Source organism: Elioraea sp. (genome assembly GCF_051860475.1).
GTDB lineage: Bacteria > Pseudomonadota > Alphaproteobacteria > Acetobacterales > Acetobacteraceae > Elioraea.
On the sequence record NZ_JBHYDW010000011.1, the window covers coordinates 28,042 to 40,583 of the forward strand.

A 12,542-nucleotide genomic window follows, 5' to 3' on the forward strand; every position below is an offset into this window, starting at 1 on the left:
CACGGCGGCAGGCGTTCGGGGCGATGCGCATCCCGGGGCAAGACCGCGAACACCGTGAGGATCAGGCCTTCCACGCGTCGGGGATGCCCTTCGGCAGCACCGCCGGCGTCTTCGCCAGCGTCGTCCACGGTGCCTTGGCCAGCGCTGTCGAGAGGCGGACCGCAACCACCGCCGCCTTCGGCACCGCCCCGGCGATCAGGATCTCGCGCGTGCGGACGGTGTCGCGGGCGGCGGCGTTCCGCTCGTAGGAATCGTCGCCCTCCTGGAAGGGCATGGTCGGCTTCACCTCGTCGACGCCGAACAGCTTCTTCACCGCATCAAGGGAATGCAGATCGACCCGGGCCTTCTGGTCCACCTTCGCCGCGTCGATGATCACGTCCCCCTTCGCTTGGTCGTAGAACAGCTTGGCGGTCGAGCCGACGATCGCGTGCTTGGTGTGGCTGAACGAGATGAAGCAGGTGCCGCCACCGGATGCCTCCTTCGCGCGGACGTGCTTCATGATCTCCTGGTCGAGCGCGGGGTCGTCCGGAACCTTGTTCTCCGCTGCCGTGAGCGTCGGGTCGGGCGGCGCCGGCGCCTCGACATTCGCGCGGTCGAACTTGTTCATTTGGCGGACGAGATAGCGGGCGATGAAGAAGCCGTGCCGATCCTGGACATACTGCCGATCGGGTACGGTACGGTGCTGAAACACCCCCTGCTCGTCGGTGGCGATGAACCGGCCTGCGCCGAACCAGAGCTCGATGACCGGGACCCATGTCTGGCCGTTGGAGACGACGACACGCCAGTGGTCCGGGTTGCCGTTGTGCTTGATGCACCCGACATGATCCGGGTAGCCGTGGAATTTCGCGACGTTCTCGACCCGCTCAAGAATCTCCTTCTTGTCCGTTCGTGTGGCCTGATACTTGGCCTCGAAGCCCTGCACCACCGGGTCCGCAACGGCGTGTCTGATCGCCGGAGCCCGCTCGGCGAACGTCTCCCTGTACCAGCCGGACGGCTGTCTCTTGGCCTCGGTCTTGAGCTGCTTGCTCAGGGCGTCGGAGCGCTGCTTGATCTCGCCCATGGCCGCCGATTGTTGGCTCAGCAGCGTGCTCTGGGCCGCGAGCCGCCCCTGCTTCTTGTGGGTGACATAGTTGTCGAGGGCCAAGGCCAGTTCACGCTGGAACCGAGCCACGAACTCCATGTTGGGGCCGGGCATCAGGTGCAACGTTGCGAACGCCACTTTTTCATTGGGCATCGACGCCTCTCCCCGGCAGCGATCAGCTGACGCGACCTGCCAGCAAGAGTGGCGGCGCGGCCCCGGGTGTGCAAGCGAAACGTGTGTCGCCGGGGGGCGCGGGTCAACGCGCACGCGCCCGCGTGCGCCGGGGCATCTGGCGGCGCGAACGACGCCTCCCCTGCCGGTCGGCATGGCGCACGTCGCGCCCCGATCGGCACCCGCCACCGGATCGGGGCTCAGCGCTACGGCGCGGTGCGCCGCTTGAGCCCGAACTCCGCGGCCGCGTAGACGGCGCAGGCTGCCGTGAAGATCGCCGTGACGATCATCGGATCGCGCGACATGCCGAAATGCGGCGCGACACCCGGCCAGCCGTCCCAGATCAGCCGCAGCGACACATAGACGATCAGCAACAGCCCGGCCCAGCCGATCCAGCGGTACCGGTCAAGCATCTTCGCGATGTAGGACGCGGCGATCCCCATCAGCACCACCGACAGGAACAGGCCGAACGCCATGATGTAGGGATGCTCGCGCGCCGCGGCGGCGACCGCCAGCACGTTGTCGAGGCTCATCGTGATGTCGGCCGCCACGATCGTCCCCATCGCCGAGGCGAAGCTCTTGGGCTTGGCGCCGAACCCCTCCGCCGCGTGCTCGCTCACCGCCTCGTGCCCGGTGCGGAGATCGCGGAACATCCGGTAGCAGACCCATAGCAGCAGCAATCCGCCGGCAAACAGCAGTTCGGTGATCTGCAAGAGCTGGGCGGTGATCAGGGCGAAGATGATGCGCAGCACTGCCGCCGCGCCGATGCCGAGGATGATCGCGCGCCGCCGCTGCTCTGGCGGCAGGCCGGCCGCGGCCATGCCGATCACCACCGCATTGTCGCCGGCAAGCGCGATGTCGATGCCGATGACCGCCAGCAGGGACCAGATCTGCGACGCCGAAATGCTGAAGTCCATGACGGACGGATCGATCCAGAACAGGGGGTGGCCGGCGCGCGGATACGAGGGCCGCACGCCCCGCTTGTCAAGCAGCGGTCCGGCCTCCATACGCGCCCCGCAAGGAGAGACGCGATGATCCCCCGCTATTCCCGCCCCGAGATGACGGCGGTCTGGTCGGCCGAGAACCGCTACCGGATCTGGTTCGAGATCGAGGCGCTGGTGGCCGAGAAGCAGGCGCAGATCGGCCAGATCCCGGCCGAGGCCGCGGAAGCGATCCGCGCGCGCGGGGCCCCGCGCATCGCTGCCATCACCGAGGCGGACGTCGCACACATCGACGCGATCGAGCGCGAGGTGCGCCATGACGTGATCGCCTTCCTGACCTGGCTCGGCGAGGGGATCGGCGAGGACGCGCGCTGGATGCACCAGGGGCTCACCAGCTCCGACGTGCTCGACACCTGCCTGGCGGTGCAGCTGCGCGACTCAGCCGAGCTGCTCGCCAAGGGGCTGGACCGGCTGCTCGATGCGCTGAAGCGCCGCGCGCTCGAGCACCGCCACACGCTGACGATCGGCCGCAGCCACGGCATCCACGCCGAGCCGACCAGCTTCGGGCTGAAGCTCGCCGGGCACTGGGCCGAGTTCGCGCGCAACCGCGACCGGCTGGCGGCGGCGGCGAACGAGGTCGCGACGTGCGCAATCTCCGGTGCGGTCGGCACCTTTGCGCACGTGCCGCCCGAGGTGGAGGCGTTCGTCGCCGAGAGGCTCGGCCTGGCGGTCGAGCCGGTCTCGACGCAGGTGATCCCGCGCGACCGCCACGCGATGTTCTTCGCCACCCTCGCCGTGATCGCCTCCGGCATCGAGCGGCTCGCGACCGAGGTGCGGCATCTGCAACGGAGCGAGGTGCGCGAGGCGGAGGAGTATTTCCATCCGGGCCAGAAGGGCTCGTCCGCGATGCCGCACAAGCGCAACCCGGTGCTGTCCGAGAACCTGACCGGGCTCGCCCGGCTGGTGCGCGGCTATGCGGTGCCGGCGCTGGAGAACGTCGCGCTGTGGCACGAGCGCGACATCAGCCACTCCTCGGTCGAGCGGGTGATCGCGCCGGATGCGACGATCGCGCTCGACTTCGCGCTGCACCGGCTCGCCGGGATGATCGAGACGCTGGTGGTCTATCCCGACCGGATGCAGGCCAATCTGGACGCGCTCGGCGGCGTGGTGCACTCGGGCGAGGTGCTGCTGGCGCTCACCCAGGCCGGGCTCAGCCGCGAGGACGCCTACCGGATCGTGCAGCGCAACGCCATGGCGACCTGGATGGCGCTCGGCACCGAGGCGGCGAAGACGTTCCGCGAGAACCTGGAGTCCGATCCGGAGATCGCCGGCCGGCTTGACCGCGCGGTGCTGGACCGCGCGATGGACCCGCGCCTGCATCTCGCGCATGTGGATGCGGTGCTGGCGCGGGTGTTCGGCGAGGGCTGAAGGCGCCGGGGCGCACACGGGAGCGCGCTCGCCGCGTTCTTCGCGTGACGCCACGGCAGCCTGTCGATCCGGCCGATGCTCGTTCGTCGTATGGGCAGGACGGCCGGTGGGGCCGCCCGGGATCGCAGGAGACGAGACGATGCGCGTGATGGTGCTGGTGAAGGCGACCGCGGACAGCGAGGCGGGCGTGCTGCCCTCGACCGAACTGCTCGAGGCCATGGGCAAATACAACGAGGAACTGGTCAGGGCCGGCATCATGCTGGCCGGCGAGGGTCTGAAGCCTTCCTCGCAGGGCAAGCGCGTGGCCTTCGACGGTCCGCGTCGCACCGTGATCGACGGCCCCTTCGCCGAGACCCGCGAGCTGGTCGCCGGGTTCTGGCTCTGGGAGGTCAAGGACATGGCCGAGGCGGTGGAGTGGGCGCGGCGCTGCCCCAATCCGATGCCCGGGCCGAGCGAGATCGAGATCCGCCCGCTCTACGAGATGGCCGATTTCGGCGAGGCGCTGACACCGGAGGTCGCCGTACTGCACGAGCGGACCCGCGACTCGCTGGCCGGGGACTGAGCGGGCTTCCGTCGCCGCCCCTTGCATCGCGCCCGGCTGCCCCCGTAAGCGGGGCCGGGGGCGGCGCCGGACACACATCGGGCGATCGAGACGATCTTCCGCATCGAACGGGCAAGGCTGATCGGCGGTCTCGCCCGCATCGTGCGGGACGTGGGCCGGGCCGAGGACCTCGCACAGGACGCGCTGGTGGCGGCGCTCGCCGAATGGCCCAGAACGGGCGTGCCGACGAAGCCCGGCGCGTGGTTGATGGAGACCGCCCGGCGCCGCGCGATCGACGGGTTCCGCCGCGAGCGGATGCTGACGCGCAAGCACGCGGAGATCGCGCGCGATCAGGACGAGGCCAACGCCGGCGCCGAGACGATCGAGGCGGCGCTGGATGACGATCTCGGTGACGACGTGCTGGGGCTGATCTTCGCCGCCTGTCACCCGGTGCTGTCGCGCGAGGCGCGCACCGCGCTGACGCTGCGTTTGATCGGTGGGCTGACCACGGCGGAGATCGCCCGCGCCTTTCTCGCGAACGAGGCGACCATCGCGCAGCGCATCGTGCGGGCGAAGAAGACGCTCGGCGAGGCCGGCCTGACCTTCACGGTGCCGCGCGGCCCGGAACGCCACGCGCGCCTCGGCTCGGTGCTGGAGGTGCTCTACCTGATCTTCAACGAGGGCTACGCGGCCACCGTCGGCGAGGATCTGATCCGTCCGGCCTTGTGCGCCGAGGCGCAGCGCCTGGGCCGCATCCTCGCCGGGCTGATGCCGGAGGAGCCGGAGGTATCCGGCCTGCTGGCGCTGATGGAACTCCAGGCGTCACGCTTTGCCGCCCGCCAGGGACCGGGCGGCGCGCTGGTGCCGATCCCCGCGCAGGACCGCCGCCGCTGGGACCGTATGCTGATCCGGCGGGGGCTCGCGGCGCTCGCCCGGGCCGAGGCGCTGGGCGGCGCCGCCGGGCCCTATGCCCGTCAGGCCGCGCGTGCTGCCTGCCCTGCGCGCGCGCGCACCGCCGAGGAGACCGATTGGGCGCGGATCGCCGCGCTCTATGACCGGCTGCGCGTGGTCATGCCCTCACCAGTGATCGAGCTCAACCGCGCTGTGGCCCACGCCATGGCCTTCGGCCCGGAGGTGGGTCTGGCGTTGCTCGACGCGATTGAGCACGCGGAGGTGCTGCGCCGCTACGCGCCGCTGCCGGCGGCGCGTGGGGACTTCCTGTACCGGGCGGGCCGGCTGGCGGAAGCGAGGCGCGAATTCGAGTGCGCAGTGGCGCTCAGCCGGAACGCACGCGAGCGGAACTTCCTGCTGCGCCGGGCGGCGTCCTGCGCCGGCTGAGCCGGGTCGTCCGACCGGTCCGCGCGTGCCGCGCCGCCGCGGCTCAGCCCTTCGGTGCTTCCTCGGCGATCTGCTTCCGCGCAAGCGTAAGGAACCGCTCGTACTCGACCTTGAGACGCTCCTCCGGGATGGCCTTGCCCGTGGCCTCGAGATCCGCGTGCACCTTCTCGATCACGTCGTCATGGCCGGGCTTCTTGAAGTCGGCCGCAACGACGGCCTTGGCGTAGGCATCCGCCTCGGCCCCGGCCTTGCCGAGCGTCTCGGCGACCCAGAGTCCGAACAGCTTGTTGCGCCGGGCCTGGGCGCGGAACTCCTGTTCCTGGTCCAGCTTGAACTTCGCCTCGAAGCCCTTCTCGCGATCGGCAAAGGCGTCCGTGCTCATGGTTCCGGCCCCCTCAATCCACACCATCTTGGCGGTCGGGCGTGTCTGTAGCAGATGGGGCGGGCATGTGCACCGTCGTGATGCTGCTTCGCCCAGGGCATGACTGGCCGCTGATGCTCGCCGCCATCCGTGACGAGATGATCGCGCGCCCCTGGGATCCGCCTGCGGCCAACTGGCCGGATCGGCCGGGCGTGGTCGGTGGCCGCGACCGGCTCGCCGGCGGCACCTGGATGGCGTCGGATGGGGCGCGCGTGGCCTGTGTGCTGAATCGTCCCGGTACGCTCGGCAGTCAGCCGGGCAAGCGCTCGCGCGGGGTGCTGCCGCTCGCTGCACTTGCGGGCGAGCCGATCGACGCCACCGCGTTCGCCGCGTTCAACCTGGTCTGCGCCGGACCCGACGGCGGCTCGGTGCTGGAGTGCGAGGACGGCCGTGCAGTCCGCCGCCCCGTCCCCGAAGGCGTCTCGATGCTGACCGCGCACGGCCTCGACAGCGGCGAGAGCCCGCGCGCGCGGCTCCATCTGCCGCGGTTCCGCGCGGCCGCGGCGCCTGATCCGGCAAGCGGCGACTGGACGTCCTGGCTGGCCCTGCTTGCCAGCACCGACGCGGAGCCGGGCGCGGGGCCGCGCGGCGGCATGACGATCACGCCGGACGACCGCTACGGCACGGTCTCGGCGAGCCTGTTCGCCCTGTCCGCCGTGGGAGCGCCGGTCTGGCTGTTCGCGGCCGGACCACCGGGCGTCGCGCCGTTCCGTCCGGTTGCGCTTGCCCCGGCGGCCAGGACGTGGCCGAACTCCGCGCCATGAAGCCGCGCGCGCCGGTTCACGGTGGTCGAGCAGGCGCGCATCCGTGCCTGGTTCGTCGCCAATCCCTGCCCGGTCCAGCCGCTGCGGCCGGGGACCGCCAAGCGCCACTCGCCCGCATGGCTGATCGCGCAACTCATGCCCCGGCCGGGCCATGAGATCCCGGTGGTCGGCGCCTCGATCCCGCTGGCCCACGCAGCGACCGGGCTGGGTCCCGACATCCTGAGTGACGCGATCCACGGCCGCTGAGGCGCAACCTGTGCTACCCTTCGGCGTTGTCACGAAAAGCCCCCCGATGCAGGAGGACCGCATGACCCGCCTCTTGACCCTGCCGGCGGCGCTGGTGTTCGGATTGATCATCGGCCTGCCCGCCTCGGCCCAGGCGCCCCAGGACCCGCCCCCCGTGCCGCCCGTCCAGATGGTGCCGCCGTCCTCCGCCGCGTCGACGACGGCCGTGTTCACGACGGCCGAAGCGCACGCGATCCGCGACTACTACCAGGAGCACCCCGACCGGGTCGGACCCGTCCAGGCGCCCGGCATCGCCGAGTCGCTGACCCGCGGCGCCACCCTGCCGGCGCGGCTCGACCCCCGGCCGGTGCCGGACGACCTGAAGGCCAAGCTCGCCGAGCGTCCCGGCCACGAGATCCTGATCGCCGGCTCGGTCGCGCTGCTGGTGGAGAGCGAGTCGCGGGTGATCCGCGATCTCCTGCGCGACGCCCTGCCGCCACGCGAGTAGCCTCCGGCCCTGCCGCCGGGGCATGCCCGGGCCGACCCCGGCCGGTGGCCTAGGGGGGACCCCCCTGCTATACCCTCGCGCGCGTCGGCGGAGTGTTCTCCCGCGACGCAGCAAGGAGTACTTTCCTATGGCGCGGCGACGGCAGCTCTACGAGGGCAAGGCGAAGATCCTGTTCGAGGGGCCCGAGCCCGGCACCCTCGTGCAGTACTTCAAGGACGACGCCACCGCCTTCAACGCCCAGAAGAAGGGCGTGATCACCGGCAAGGGCGTGCTGAACAACCGCATCAGCGAGTACATCATGATGCGGCTGGGCGAGATCGGCGTGCCGACCCATTTCGTGCGCCGGCTGAACATGCGCGAGCAGCTGATCCGCGAGGTCGAGATCATCCCGCTCGAGGTGGTGGTGCGGAACGTCGCGGCTGGGCAGATGTCCACCCGGCTCGGCATCGCCGAGGGCACGCAACTGCCGCGCTCGATCATCGAGTACTACTACAAGAACGACCAGCTCGGCGATCCGATGGTGGCCGAGGAGCACATCACGGCGTTCGGCTGGGCGAGCGTGCAGGACCTCGACGACATCATGGCGCTGGCGCTGCGCGTGAACGACTTCTGCTCCGGGCTCTTCCTCGGCGTGGGCATCAGGCTGGTCGACTTCAAGCTCGAATTCGGCCGGCTCTGGGACAACGAGGAGATGCGGATCGTCGTCGCCGACGAGATCAGCCCGGATTCGTGCCGGTTGTGGGACGTCAAGACCAACGAAAAGCTCGACAAGGACCGCTTCCGCCGCGATCTCGGCAAGGTCGAGGAGGCGTATCAGGAGGTGGCGCGGCGCTTGGGCATCCTGCCTGAGGCCGGCGTGCGCGACCTCAAGGGTCCGGAGACGATGCAGTGACGGAGTGGGGGCGGTGAAGGCGCGGGTGACGGTGATGCCGAAAACCGGCGTGCTCGACCCGCAGGGCAAGGCGATCGGACACGCGCTCGCCTCGCTCGGCTTCGCCGGCGTGGGCGAGGTACGCGCGGGCAAGGTGATCGAGCTTGACCTCGCCGAGACCGACCCCGCGAGGGCGAAGGCGGAGGCCGAGGAGATGGCGCGCAGGCTGCTGGCGAACACGGTGATCGAGAGCTTCCGCGTCGAGCTCGTCTGACGCGATGGCGAAGGCCTCGATCTTCATCCTGATCGCGCTCACGGTGGTGATCGCCTGGGCGATGAAGCGCCGCCAGGCGCCGGTGAAGGGCGGGGTGGTGGCGAAGAAGAAGGCGGCGATCCGGCTCTGGTTCGACGCCGCGGCGATCGCGGTCGGCATCACGCTGGTGCTGCTCGCCGCAATGCACTGGCTCCGGCTCGGATGGGCGTGAGCGACGAGCGCCGGGTCGTCTGGCGGCGCCACGACGCGCCGACGCTGGAGACCTGCGTGGTGCATCCTGACCGGCGCGAGGCCGAGGGTGTAGTCGCCGGGATGATCGGCGGCGAGGCGATTGCGCTGCGCTGGCGCGTCGGCTGGGACGAGGCCTGGCACACGCGGCGCGCACAGATCGAGCGGCTGGAGCGGCATGGCACCGAGGTGATGATCGCGTCCGACCGTCAGGGCGTCTGGCACGACGGTGCGGGACGGCACCTGGAGGCGCTGGACGGCTGCCTGGACGTCGATATCGGCGCGACCCCGTTCACCAACACGCTGGCGATCCGCCGGCTCGCGCTGACGGTGGGCGGGGCGGCCGACATCACCGTGGCCTATGTCGCGGTGCCGGCGCTGACGGTCGCGGCCGCGGCGCAGCGCTATACGCGGCTGGCCGAGGACCGCTATCGCTACGAAGGTCTCTTCCGCAGCTTCACCGGCGAACTGCTGGTGGACGCGGAGGGGCTGGTGCGCGTCTACGAGGGCACGTTCACGCGTGTGGAGGGGGCATGAGGGCCGGCGTTGTCGTCTTTCCCGGAACGAACCGCGAGCGCGACATGATCATCGCGCTCGAGCGCGCGACCGGGGCGAAGCCCGCGGTGCTGTGGCATCGCGAGACGGCGTTGCCCGAGGGGATCGACCTCGTCGTGCTCTGCGGCGGGTTCAGCTACGGCGACTATCTGCGCTGCGGCGCGATCGCGGCGCGCAGCCCGATCATGCGCCCGATCGCCGAGCACGCCGCGCGCGGTGGGCTGATCCTCGGCGTCTGCAACGGCTTCCAGATCCTGTGCGAGGCCGGGCTGCTGCCGGGCGCGCTGCTGCGCAACGCGGGGCTGCGGTTCCTCTCGATGGAGTGCCGCATGCGCGTCGAGCGCACCGACACGGCGTTCACTGCGCACTACCAGCGCGGCCAGGTGATCCGTGCGCCGATGGCGCATGGCGACGGCAACTACATCGCTGATGCGGCGACGCTCGACCGGCTGGAGGGCGAGGGGCGGGTCGCGTTCCGCTATGTCGACGCTGCCGGCAACGTGGCACCCGAGGCGGCGCTGAACGGCGCGGCACGAAACACTGCCGGCATCTATTCGGAGAACCTGCGCGTGCTCGGGCTGATGCCGCATCCGGAGGACCTGGTCGATCCGCTGATGGGCGGCACGGACGGGCTGCCGCTGTTCGAGAGCCTCGCCGCGGCGGCCTGACCCCGCAGCCCGCAGCCCTGCCCCGCCGAAGGCGCCGGGGCAATGGCAGCGCGGAGAGCGCAAAGCGACGGGGCCGCGCGCGCCCGCGTCTCCCGGCGCTACGCTGCCGGCAGCCGCACCACGAAGCGCGCGCCGATCACCGCGCCCGACGCGTCGCGCCGGTTCTCGGCGATGATGCGCCCCTTCAGCGCCTCGACGATCTGGCGCGAGATCGAGAGCCCCAGCCCCGAGTGCGTGCCGAACCGTTCGCCCCGCGGCCGCTCGGAGTAGAACCGCTCGAAGATGTGTTCGAGCTTGGCCTCGGGAATCCCCGGCCCCTCGTCCTCCACCGCGACCTCGACGAGGCCGCCCGCGCGCCGCCCGGTCAGCCGGATCAGACCGCAAGGCGGGCTGAACGACACCGCGTTGCCGATCAGGTTGCGGAACACCTGCACGAGCCGCCCCTCGACGCCGTTGACCGTGAGCCCGCTCTCCGGCGCCTCCAGCACCACGCGCGGCCCGTCCGGCGCGCGCGTGGTCTCGTGGATATCGGTGAGCGTCGCGAGGATCGGCGCGACGTCCACCCGCTCGGCGATGGTGCGCGACAGTTCTGCGTCGACCCGGCTCGCATCCGAGATGTCGCTGATGAGCCGGTCCAGACGCTGGACGTCCTCGGCGATCACCGCGAGCAGGCGCTGCTGGCGCTCGGGGTCATGCACGCGGCGCAGCGTCTCGATCGCGCTGCGGATCGAGGTGAGCGGGTTCTTGATCTCGTGCGCGACGTCGGCGGCGAAGCGTTCGATCGCATCCATCCGCGCCCAGAGCGCGGTCGCACTCTCGTCCAGCGCCTGGGCGAGCGCGCCGATCTCGTCGCGCCGCGCCTTCAGCGACGGCCGCACGCGGCCGTGCCGTCCGCGCCCCTCGCGCATCCGTTCCGCCGTGCGCGCGAGCCGCAGCAGCGGGCGCGCGATCGTGGTGGAGAGGTAGAACGACAGTCCGACCGTCAGCGCCAGCGCCAGGCCGAACGCGGCGATGATGGTCATGCGCACCTGGAACAGCGCCTCGTCCACCTCGCGCGCCTCGCGCGTGAGCAGCACCACCCCGACCACGTCGCGGTTGCGGATCGCCGGCACCGCGACCGACACGACCAGCCGTCCATCGTCGGTGCGGCGCACCAGCGGCGCACCCTGGCCAGCGGTCGCGGTGGCGAGCAGCGGGTGGATGTCGGGGTTCCACTCACCGTCGCCCGCGATGATCGGGTAGGTGGCGCCCCGTGGCAGCAGCGCCATCACGGTCTCGTAGCCTGCGACAACGGCGGCGGCGAAGGCGCTTCGCTCGGGCGGCGGAGGGGGGAGGGGCTCCGTGGTCACGGCGCCGCCCGGTCCGGTGATCACCCTGCTGTCGGCGACCAGGTCGCCGTCCGGGTCATAGAGCCGGGCCCGGGCGAAGGGCGTGGGTTCCACCAGGCGGCGCAGCAGCGGCCGGGCCAGGTCGGGGACGAGCACCGGGCGCTCGGGATCCTCGATCGAGGTCGCACTCTCGCCGATCGCGCCGGCGAACACCTGCGCCTGCACGCGCAGGGACGCAGCTTCTGCGTCGATCAGCCCGTCCTGGTAGGTGTCGAGATACAGGAGTGCCGCCACCAGCAGCCCGAGCGGCAGCGCGTTGACCAGCAGGATCCGCCTGAGCAGCGGCGAGAACACCAGTTTGCGCAGCCGGCGCCGCGGCGCGCGGGCGAGATCCCCGGCGGGCTCGACGCTCCTCAGCGTCCCCGAATCGGGCATGGCGGCACGACGGAGGTCATTCCTCCTTGTAGCGGTAGCCGATGCCGTAGAGGGTCTCGATCTGCGCGAAACTGGTGTCGACGGCGCGGAACTTCTTGCGGATGCGCTTGACGTGGCTGTCGATCGTGCGGTCGTCGACGTAGATGTTCTCGCCATAGGCCGCGTCGATCAGCTGGTCGCGCGACTTGACGATGCCGGGCCGGGCGGCGAGCGCCTTGACCAGCAGGAACTCGGTGACGGTGAGCTGCACCGGCTGGCTCTTCCAGGTGCAGAGATGGCGGTTCTCGTCGAGCGCGAGCGAGCCGCGCGCGAGCACGCCCCCGGCCGGCTGGCCCGAGCCCTCGCCGCGGGCGAGTTCGTTGCGGCGCAGCAGGGCGCGGATGCGCTCGATCACCAGGCGCTGGCTGAACGGCTTGGTGATGTAGTCGTCGGCGCCAAGCCTCAGCCCCATCAGCTCGTCCACCTCCTCGTCCTTCGAGGTGAGGAAGATCACCGGCAGCGCGGTCTGCTTGCGCAGCCGCTGGAGCAGTTCGAGCCCGTCCATGCGCGGCATCTTGATGTCGAGCACGGCGAGATCGACCGGCTTGGCGGTGATGCCGTGCAGCGCGCTCTCGCCGTCGGTATAGGTGCGCACCTGATACCCTTCGGCCTCCAGCGTCATCGCGAGCGAGGTGAGGATGTTGCGGTCGTCGTCGACCAGGGCGATGGTCTGGGGCATCGGGGCCTCGGCCAAGGGTACGTGCTGGGCGGGGGCCTGGGGGGGCA

The 12,542-nt window shown here is 70.9% G+C and carries 16 protein-coding genes; 11 read left to right on the top strand and 5 right to left on the bottom strand.

Features of this window, described 5'->3' with window-relative positions; translation table 11 throughout:
• Window positions 1-61: 61 nt before the first annotated feature.
• A complete protein-coding gene (locus tag ACTIFU_RS03790) occupies window positions 62-1,234 on the bottom strand; it encodes a hypothetical protein (protein ID WP_439576960.1) in 1,173 nt (390 codons plus the stop codon).
• A gap of 224 nt (window positions 1,235-1,458) precedes the next feature.
• The gene (locus tag ACTIFU_RS03795; RefSeq protein ID WP_439576961.1) at window positions 1,459-2,169 is read right to left on the bottom strand and encodes a TerC family protein; all 711 of its coding nucleotides are present in this window, start codon (window positions 2,167-2,169) and stop codon (window positions 1,459-1,461) included.
• A gap of 114 nt (window positions 2,170-2,283) precedes the next feature.
• On the opposite strand from ACTIFU_RS03795, the gene purB reads away from it, so the two are divergent.
• The 3 genes from purB to ACTIFU_RS03810 all read left to right on the top strand — a co-directional run bounded on the left by purB (window position 2,284) and on the right by ACTIFU_RS03810 (window position 5,500).
• Window positions 2,284-3,621, top strand: a complete 1,338-nt coding sequence (gene purB / locus ACTIFU_RS03800) for an adenylosuccinate lyase (protein ID WP_439576962.1) — start codon at window positions 2,284-2,286, stop codon at window positions 3,619-3,621.
• 139 nt (window positions 3,622-3,760) lie between these two features.
• Window positions 3,761-4,183, top strand: coding sequence for a YciI family protein (locus ACTIFU_RS03805; RefSeq protein WP_439576963.1), 423 nt, complete (start codon window positions 3,761-3,763; stop codon window positions 4,181-4,183).
• 93 nt (window positions 4,184-4,276) lie between these two features.
• Complete coding sequence (locus ACTIFU_RS03810) at window positions 4,277-5,500, top strand: RNA polymerase sigma factor (protein ID WP_439576988.1); 1,224 nt, start codon at window positions 4,277-4,279, stop codon at window positions 5,498-5,500.
• 43 nt (window positions 5,501-5,543) lie between these two features.
• On the opposite strand, the gene ACTIFU_RS03815 is transcribed toward ACTIFU_RS03810, so the two are convergent.
• Window positions 5,544-5,882 (bottom strand): DUF1476 domain-containing protein, encoded by a 339-nt coding sequence (locus ACTIFU_RS03815; RefSeq protein ID WP_439576964.1) that lies wholly within the window; start codon window positions 5,880-5,882, stop codon window positions 5,544-5,546.
• Window positions 5,883-5,947: 65 nt separating this feature from the next.
• Here ACTIFU_RS03815 and ACTIFU_RS03820 point away from each other — a divergent pair, with 65 nt between their 5' ends.
• The 8 genes from ACTIFU_RS03820 to purQ all read left to right on the top strand — a co-directional run bounded on the left by ACTIFU_RS03820 (window position 5,948) and on the right by purQ (window position 10,014).
• A complete protein-coding gene (locus ACTIFU_RS03820; protein WP_439576965.1) occupies window positions 5,948-6,685 on the top strand; it encodes an NRDE family protein in 738 nt (245 codons plus the stop codon).
• Window positions 6,686-6,706: 21 nt separating this feature from the next.
• Window positions 6,707-6,931, top strand: a complete 225-nt coding sequence (locus ACTIFU_RS03825) for a hypothetical protein (protein WP_439576966.1) — start codon at window positions 6,707-6,709, stop codon at window positions 6,929-6,931.
• A gap of 61 nt (window positions 6,932-6,992) precedes the next feature.
• Window positions 6,993-7,418, top strand: coding sequence for a hypothetical protein (locus tag ACTIFU_RS03830; RefSeq protein WP_439576967.1), 426 nt, complete (start codon window positions 6,993-6,995; stop codon window positions 7,416-7,418).
• A gap of 127 nt (window positions 7,419-7,545) precedes the next feature.
• On the top strand, window positions 7,546-8,310 hold the full coding sequence (gene purC, locus ACTIFU_RS03835) for a phosphoribosylaminoimidazolesuccinocarboxamide synthase (protein ID WP_439576968.1): 765 nt from the start codon (window positions 7,546-7,548) through the stop codon (window positions 8,308-8,310).
• A gap of 13 nt (window positions 8,311-8,323) precedes the next feature.
• A complete protein-coding gene (purS, locus tag ACTIFU_RS03840; RefSeq protein WP_439576969.1) occupies window positions 8,324-8,563 on the top strand; it encodes a phosphoribosylformylglycinamidine synthase subunit PurS in 240 nt (79 codons plus the stop codon).
• 4 nt (window positions 8,564-8,567) lie between these two features.
• Complete coding sequence (locus ACTIFU_RS03845; protein ID WP_019013277.1) at window positions 8,568-8,774, top strand: hypothetical protein; 207 nt, start codon at window positions 8,568-8,570, stop codon at window positions 8,772-8,774.
• On the top strand, window positions 8,771-9,328 hold the full coding sequence (locus ACTIFU_RS03850) for a putative glycolipid-binding domain-containing protein (RefSeq protein ID WP_439576970.1): 558 nt from the start codon (window positions 8,771-8,773) through the stop codon (window positions 9,326-9,328). Before ACTIFU_RS03845 ends, ACTIFU_RS03850 begins: the two co-directional genes overlap by 4 nt.
• Window positions 9,325-10,014, top strand: coding sequence for a phosphoribosylformylglycinamidine synthase subunit PurQ (purQ, locus tag ACTIFU_RS03855; RefSeq protein WP_439576971.1), 690 nt, complete (start codon window positions 9,325-9,327; stop codon window positions 10,012-10,014). Before ACTIFU_RS03850 ends, purQ begins: the two co-directional genes overlap by 4 nt.
• A gap of 98 nt (window positions 10,015-10,112) precedes the next feature.
• On the opposite strand, the gene ACTIFU_RS03860 is transcribed toward purQ, so the two are convergent.
• Together ACTIFU_RS03860 and ACTIFU_RS03865 are read right to left on the bottom strand one after the other, a co-directional pair.
• A complete protein-coding gene (locus ACTIFU_RS03860; protein WP_439576972.1) occupies window positions 10,113-11,777 on the bottom strand; it encodes a stimulus-sensing domain-containing protein in 1,665 nt (554 codons plus the stop codon).
• Window positions 11,778-11,793: 16 nt separating this feature from the next.
• The gene (locus tag ACTIFU_RS03865; RefSeq protein WP_439576973.1) at window positions 11,794-12,495 is read right to left on the bottom strand and encodes a response regulator transcription factor; all 702 of its coding nucleotides are present in this window, start codon (window positions 12,493-12,495) and stop codon (window positions 11,794-11,796) included.
• Window positions 12,496-12,542: the final 47 nt, after the last annotated feature.

Coding starts and splice junctions, on each gene's coding strand:
- ACTIFU_RS03790 (WP_439576960.1), bottom strand. CDS start 1,234: ATGCCCAATGAAAAAGTGGCGTTCGCAACGTTGCACCTGATGCCCGGC.
- ACTIFU_RS03795 (WP_439576961.1), bottom strand. CDS start 2,169: ATGGACTTCAGCATTTCGGCGTCGCAGATCTGGTCCCTGCTGGCGGTC.
- purB (WP_439576962.1), top strand. CDS start 2,284: ATGATCCCCCGCTATTCCCGCCCCGAGATGACGGCGGTCTGGTCGGCC.
- ACTIFU_RS03805 (WP_439576963.1), top strand. CDS start 3,761: ATGCGCGTGATGGTGCTGGTGAAGGCGACCGCGGACAGCGAGGCGGGC.
- ACTIFU_RS03815 (WP_439576964.1), bottom strand. CDS start 5,882: ATGAGCACGGACGCCTTTGCCGATCGCGAGAAGGGCTTCGAGGCGAAG.
- ACTIFU_RS03820 (WP_439576965.1), top strand. CDS start 5,948: ATGTGCACCGTCGTGATGCTGCTTCGCCCAGGGCATGACTGGCCGCTG.
- ACTIFU_RS03830 (WP_439576967.1), top strand. CDS start 6,993: ATGACCCGCCTCTTGACCCTGCCGGCGGCGCTGGTGTTCGGATTGATC.
- purC (WP_439576968.1), top strand. CDS start 7,546: ATGGCGCGGCGACGGCAGCTCTACGAGGGCAAGGCGAAGATCCTGTTC.
- ACTIFU_RS03845 (WP_019013277.1), top strand. CDS start 8,568: ATGGCGAAGGCCTCGATCTTCATCCTGATCGCGCTCACGGTGGTGATC.
- purQ (WP_439576971.1), top strand. CDS start 9,325: ATGAGGGCCGGCGTTGTCGTCTTTCCCGGAACGAACCGCGAGCGCGAC.
- ACTIFU_RS03860 (WP_439576972.1), bottom strand. CDS start 11,777: ATGCCCGATTCGGGGACGCTGAGGAGCGTCGAGCCCGCCGGGGATCTC.
- ACTIFU_RS03865 (WP_439576973.1), bottom strand. CDS start 12,495: ATGCCCCAGACCATCGCCCTGGTCGACGACGACCGCAACATCCTCACC.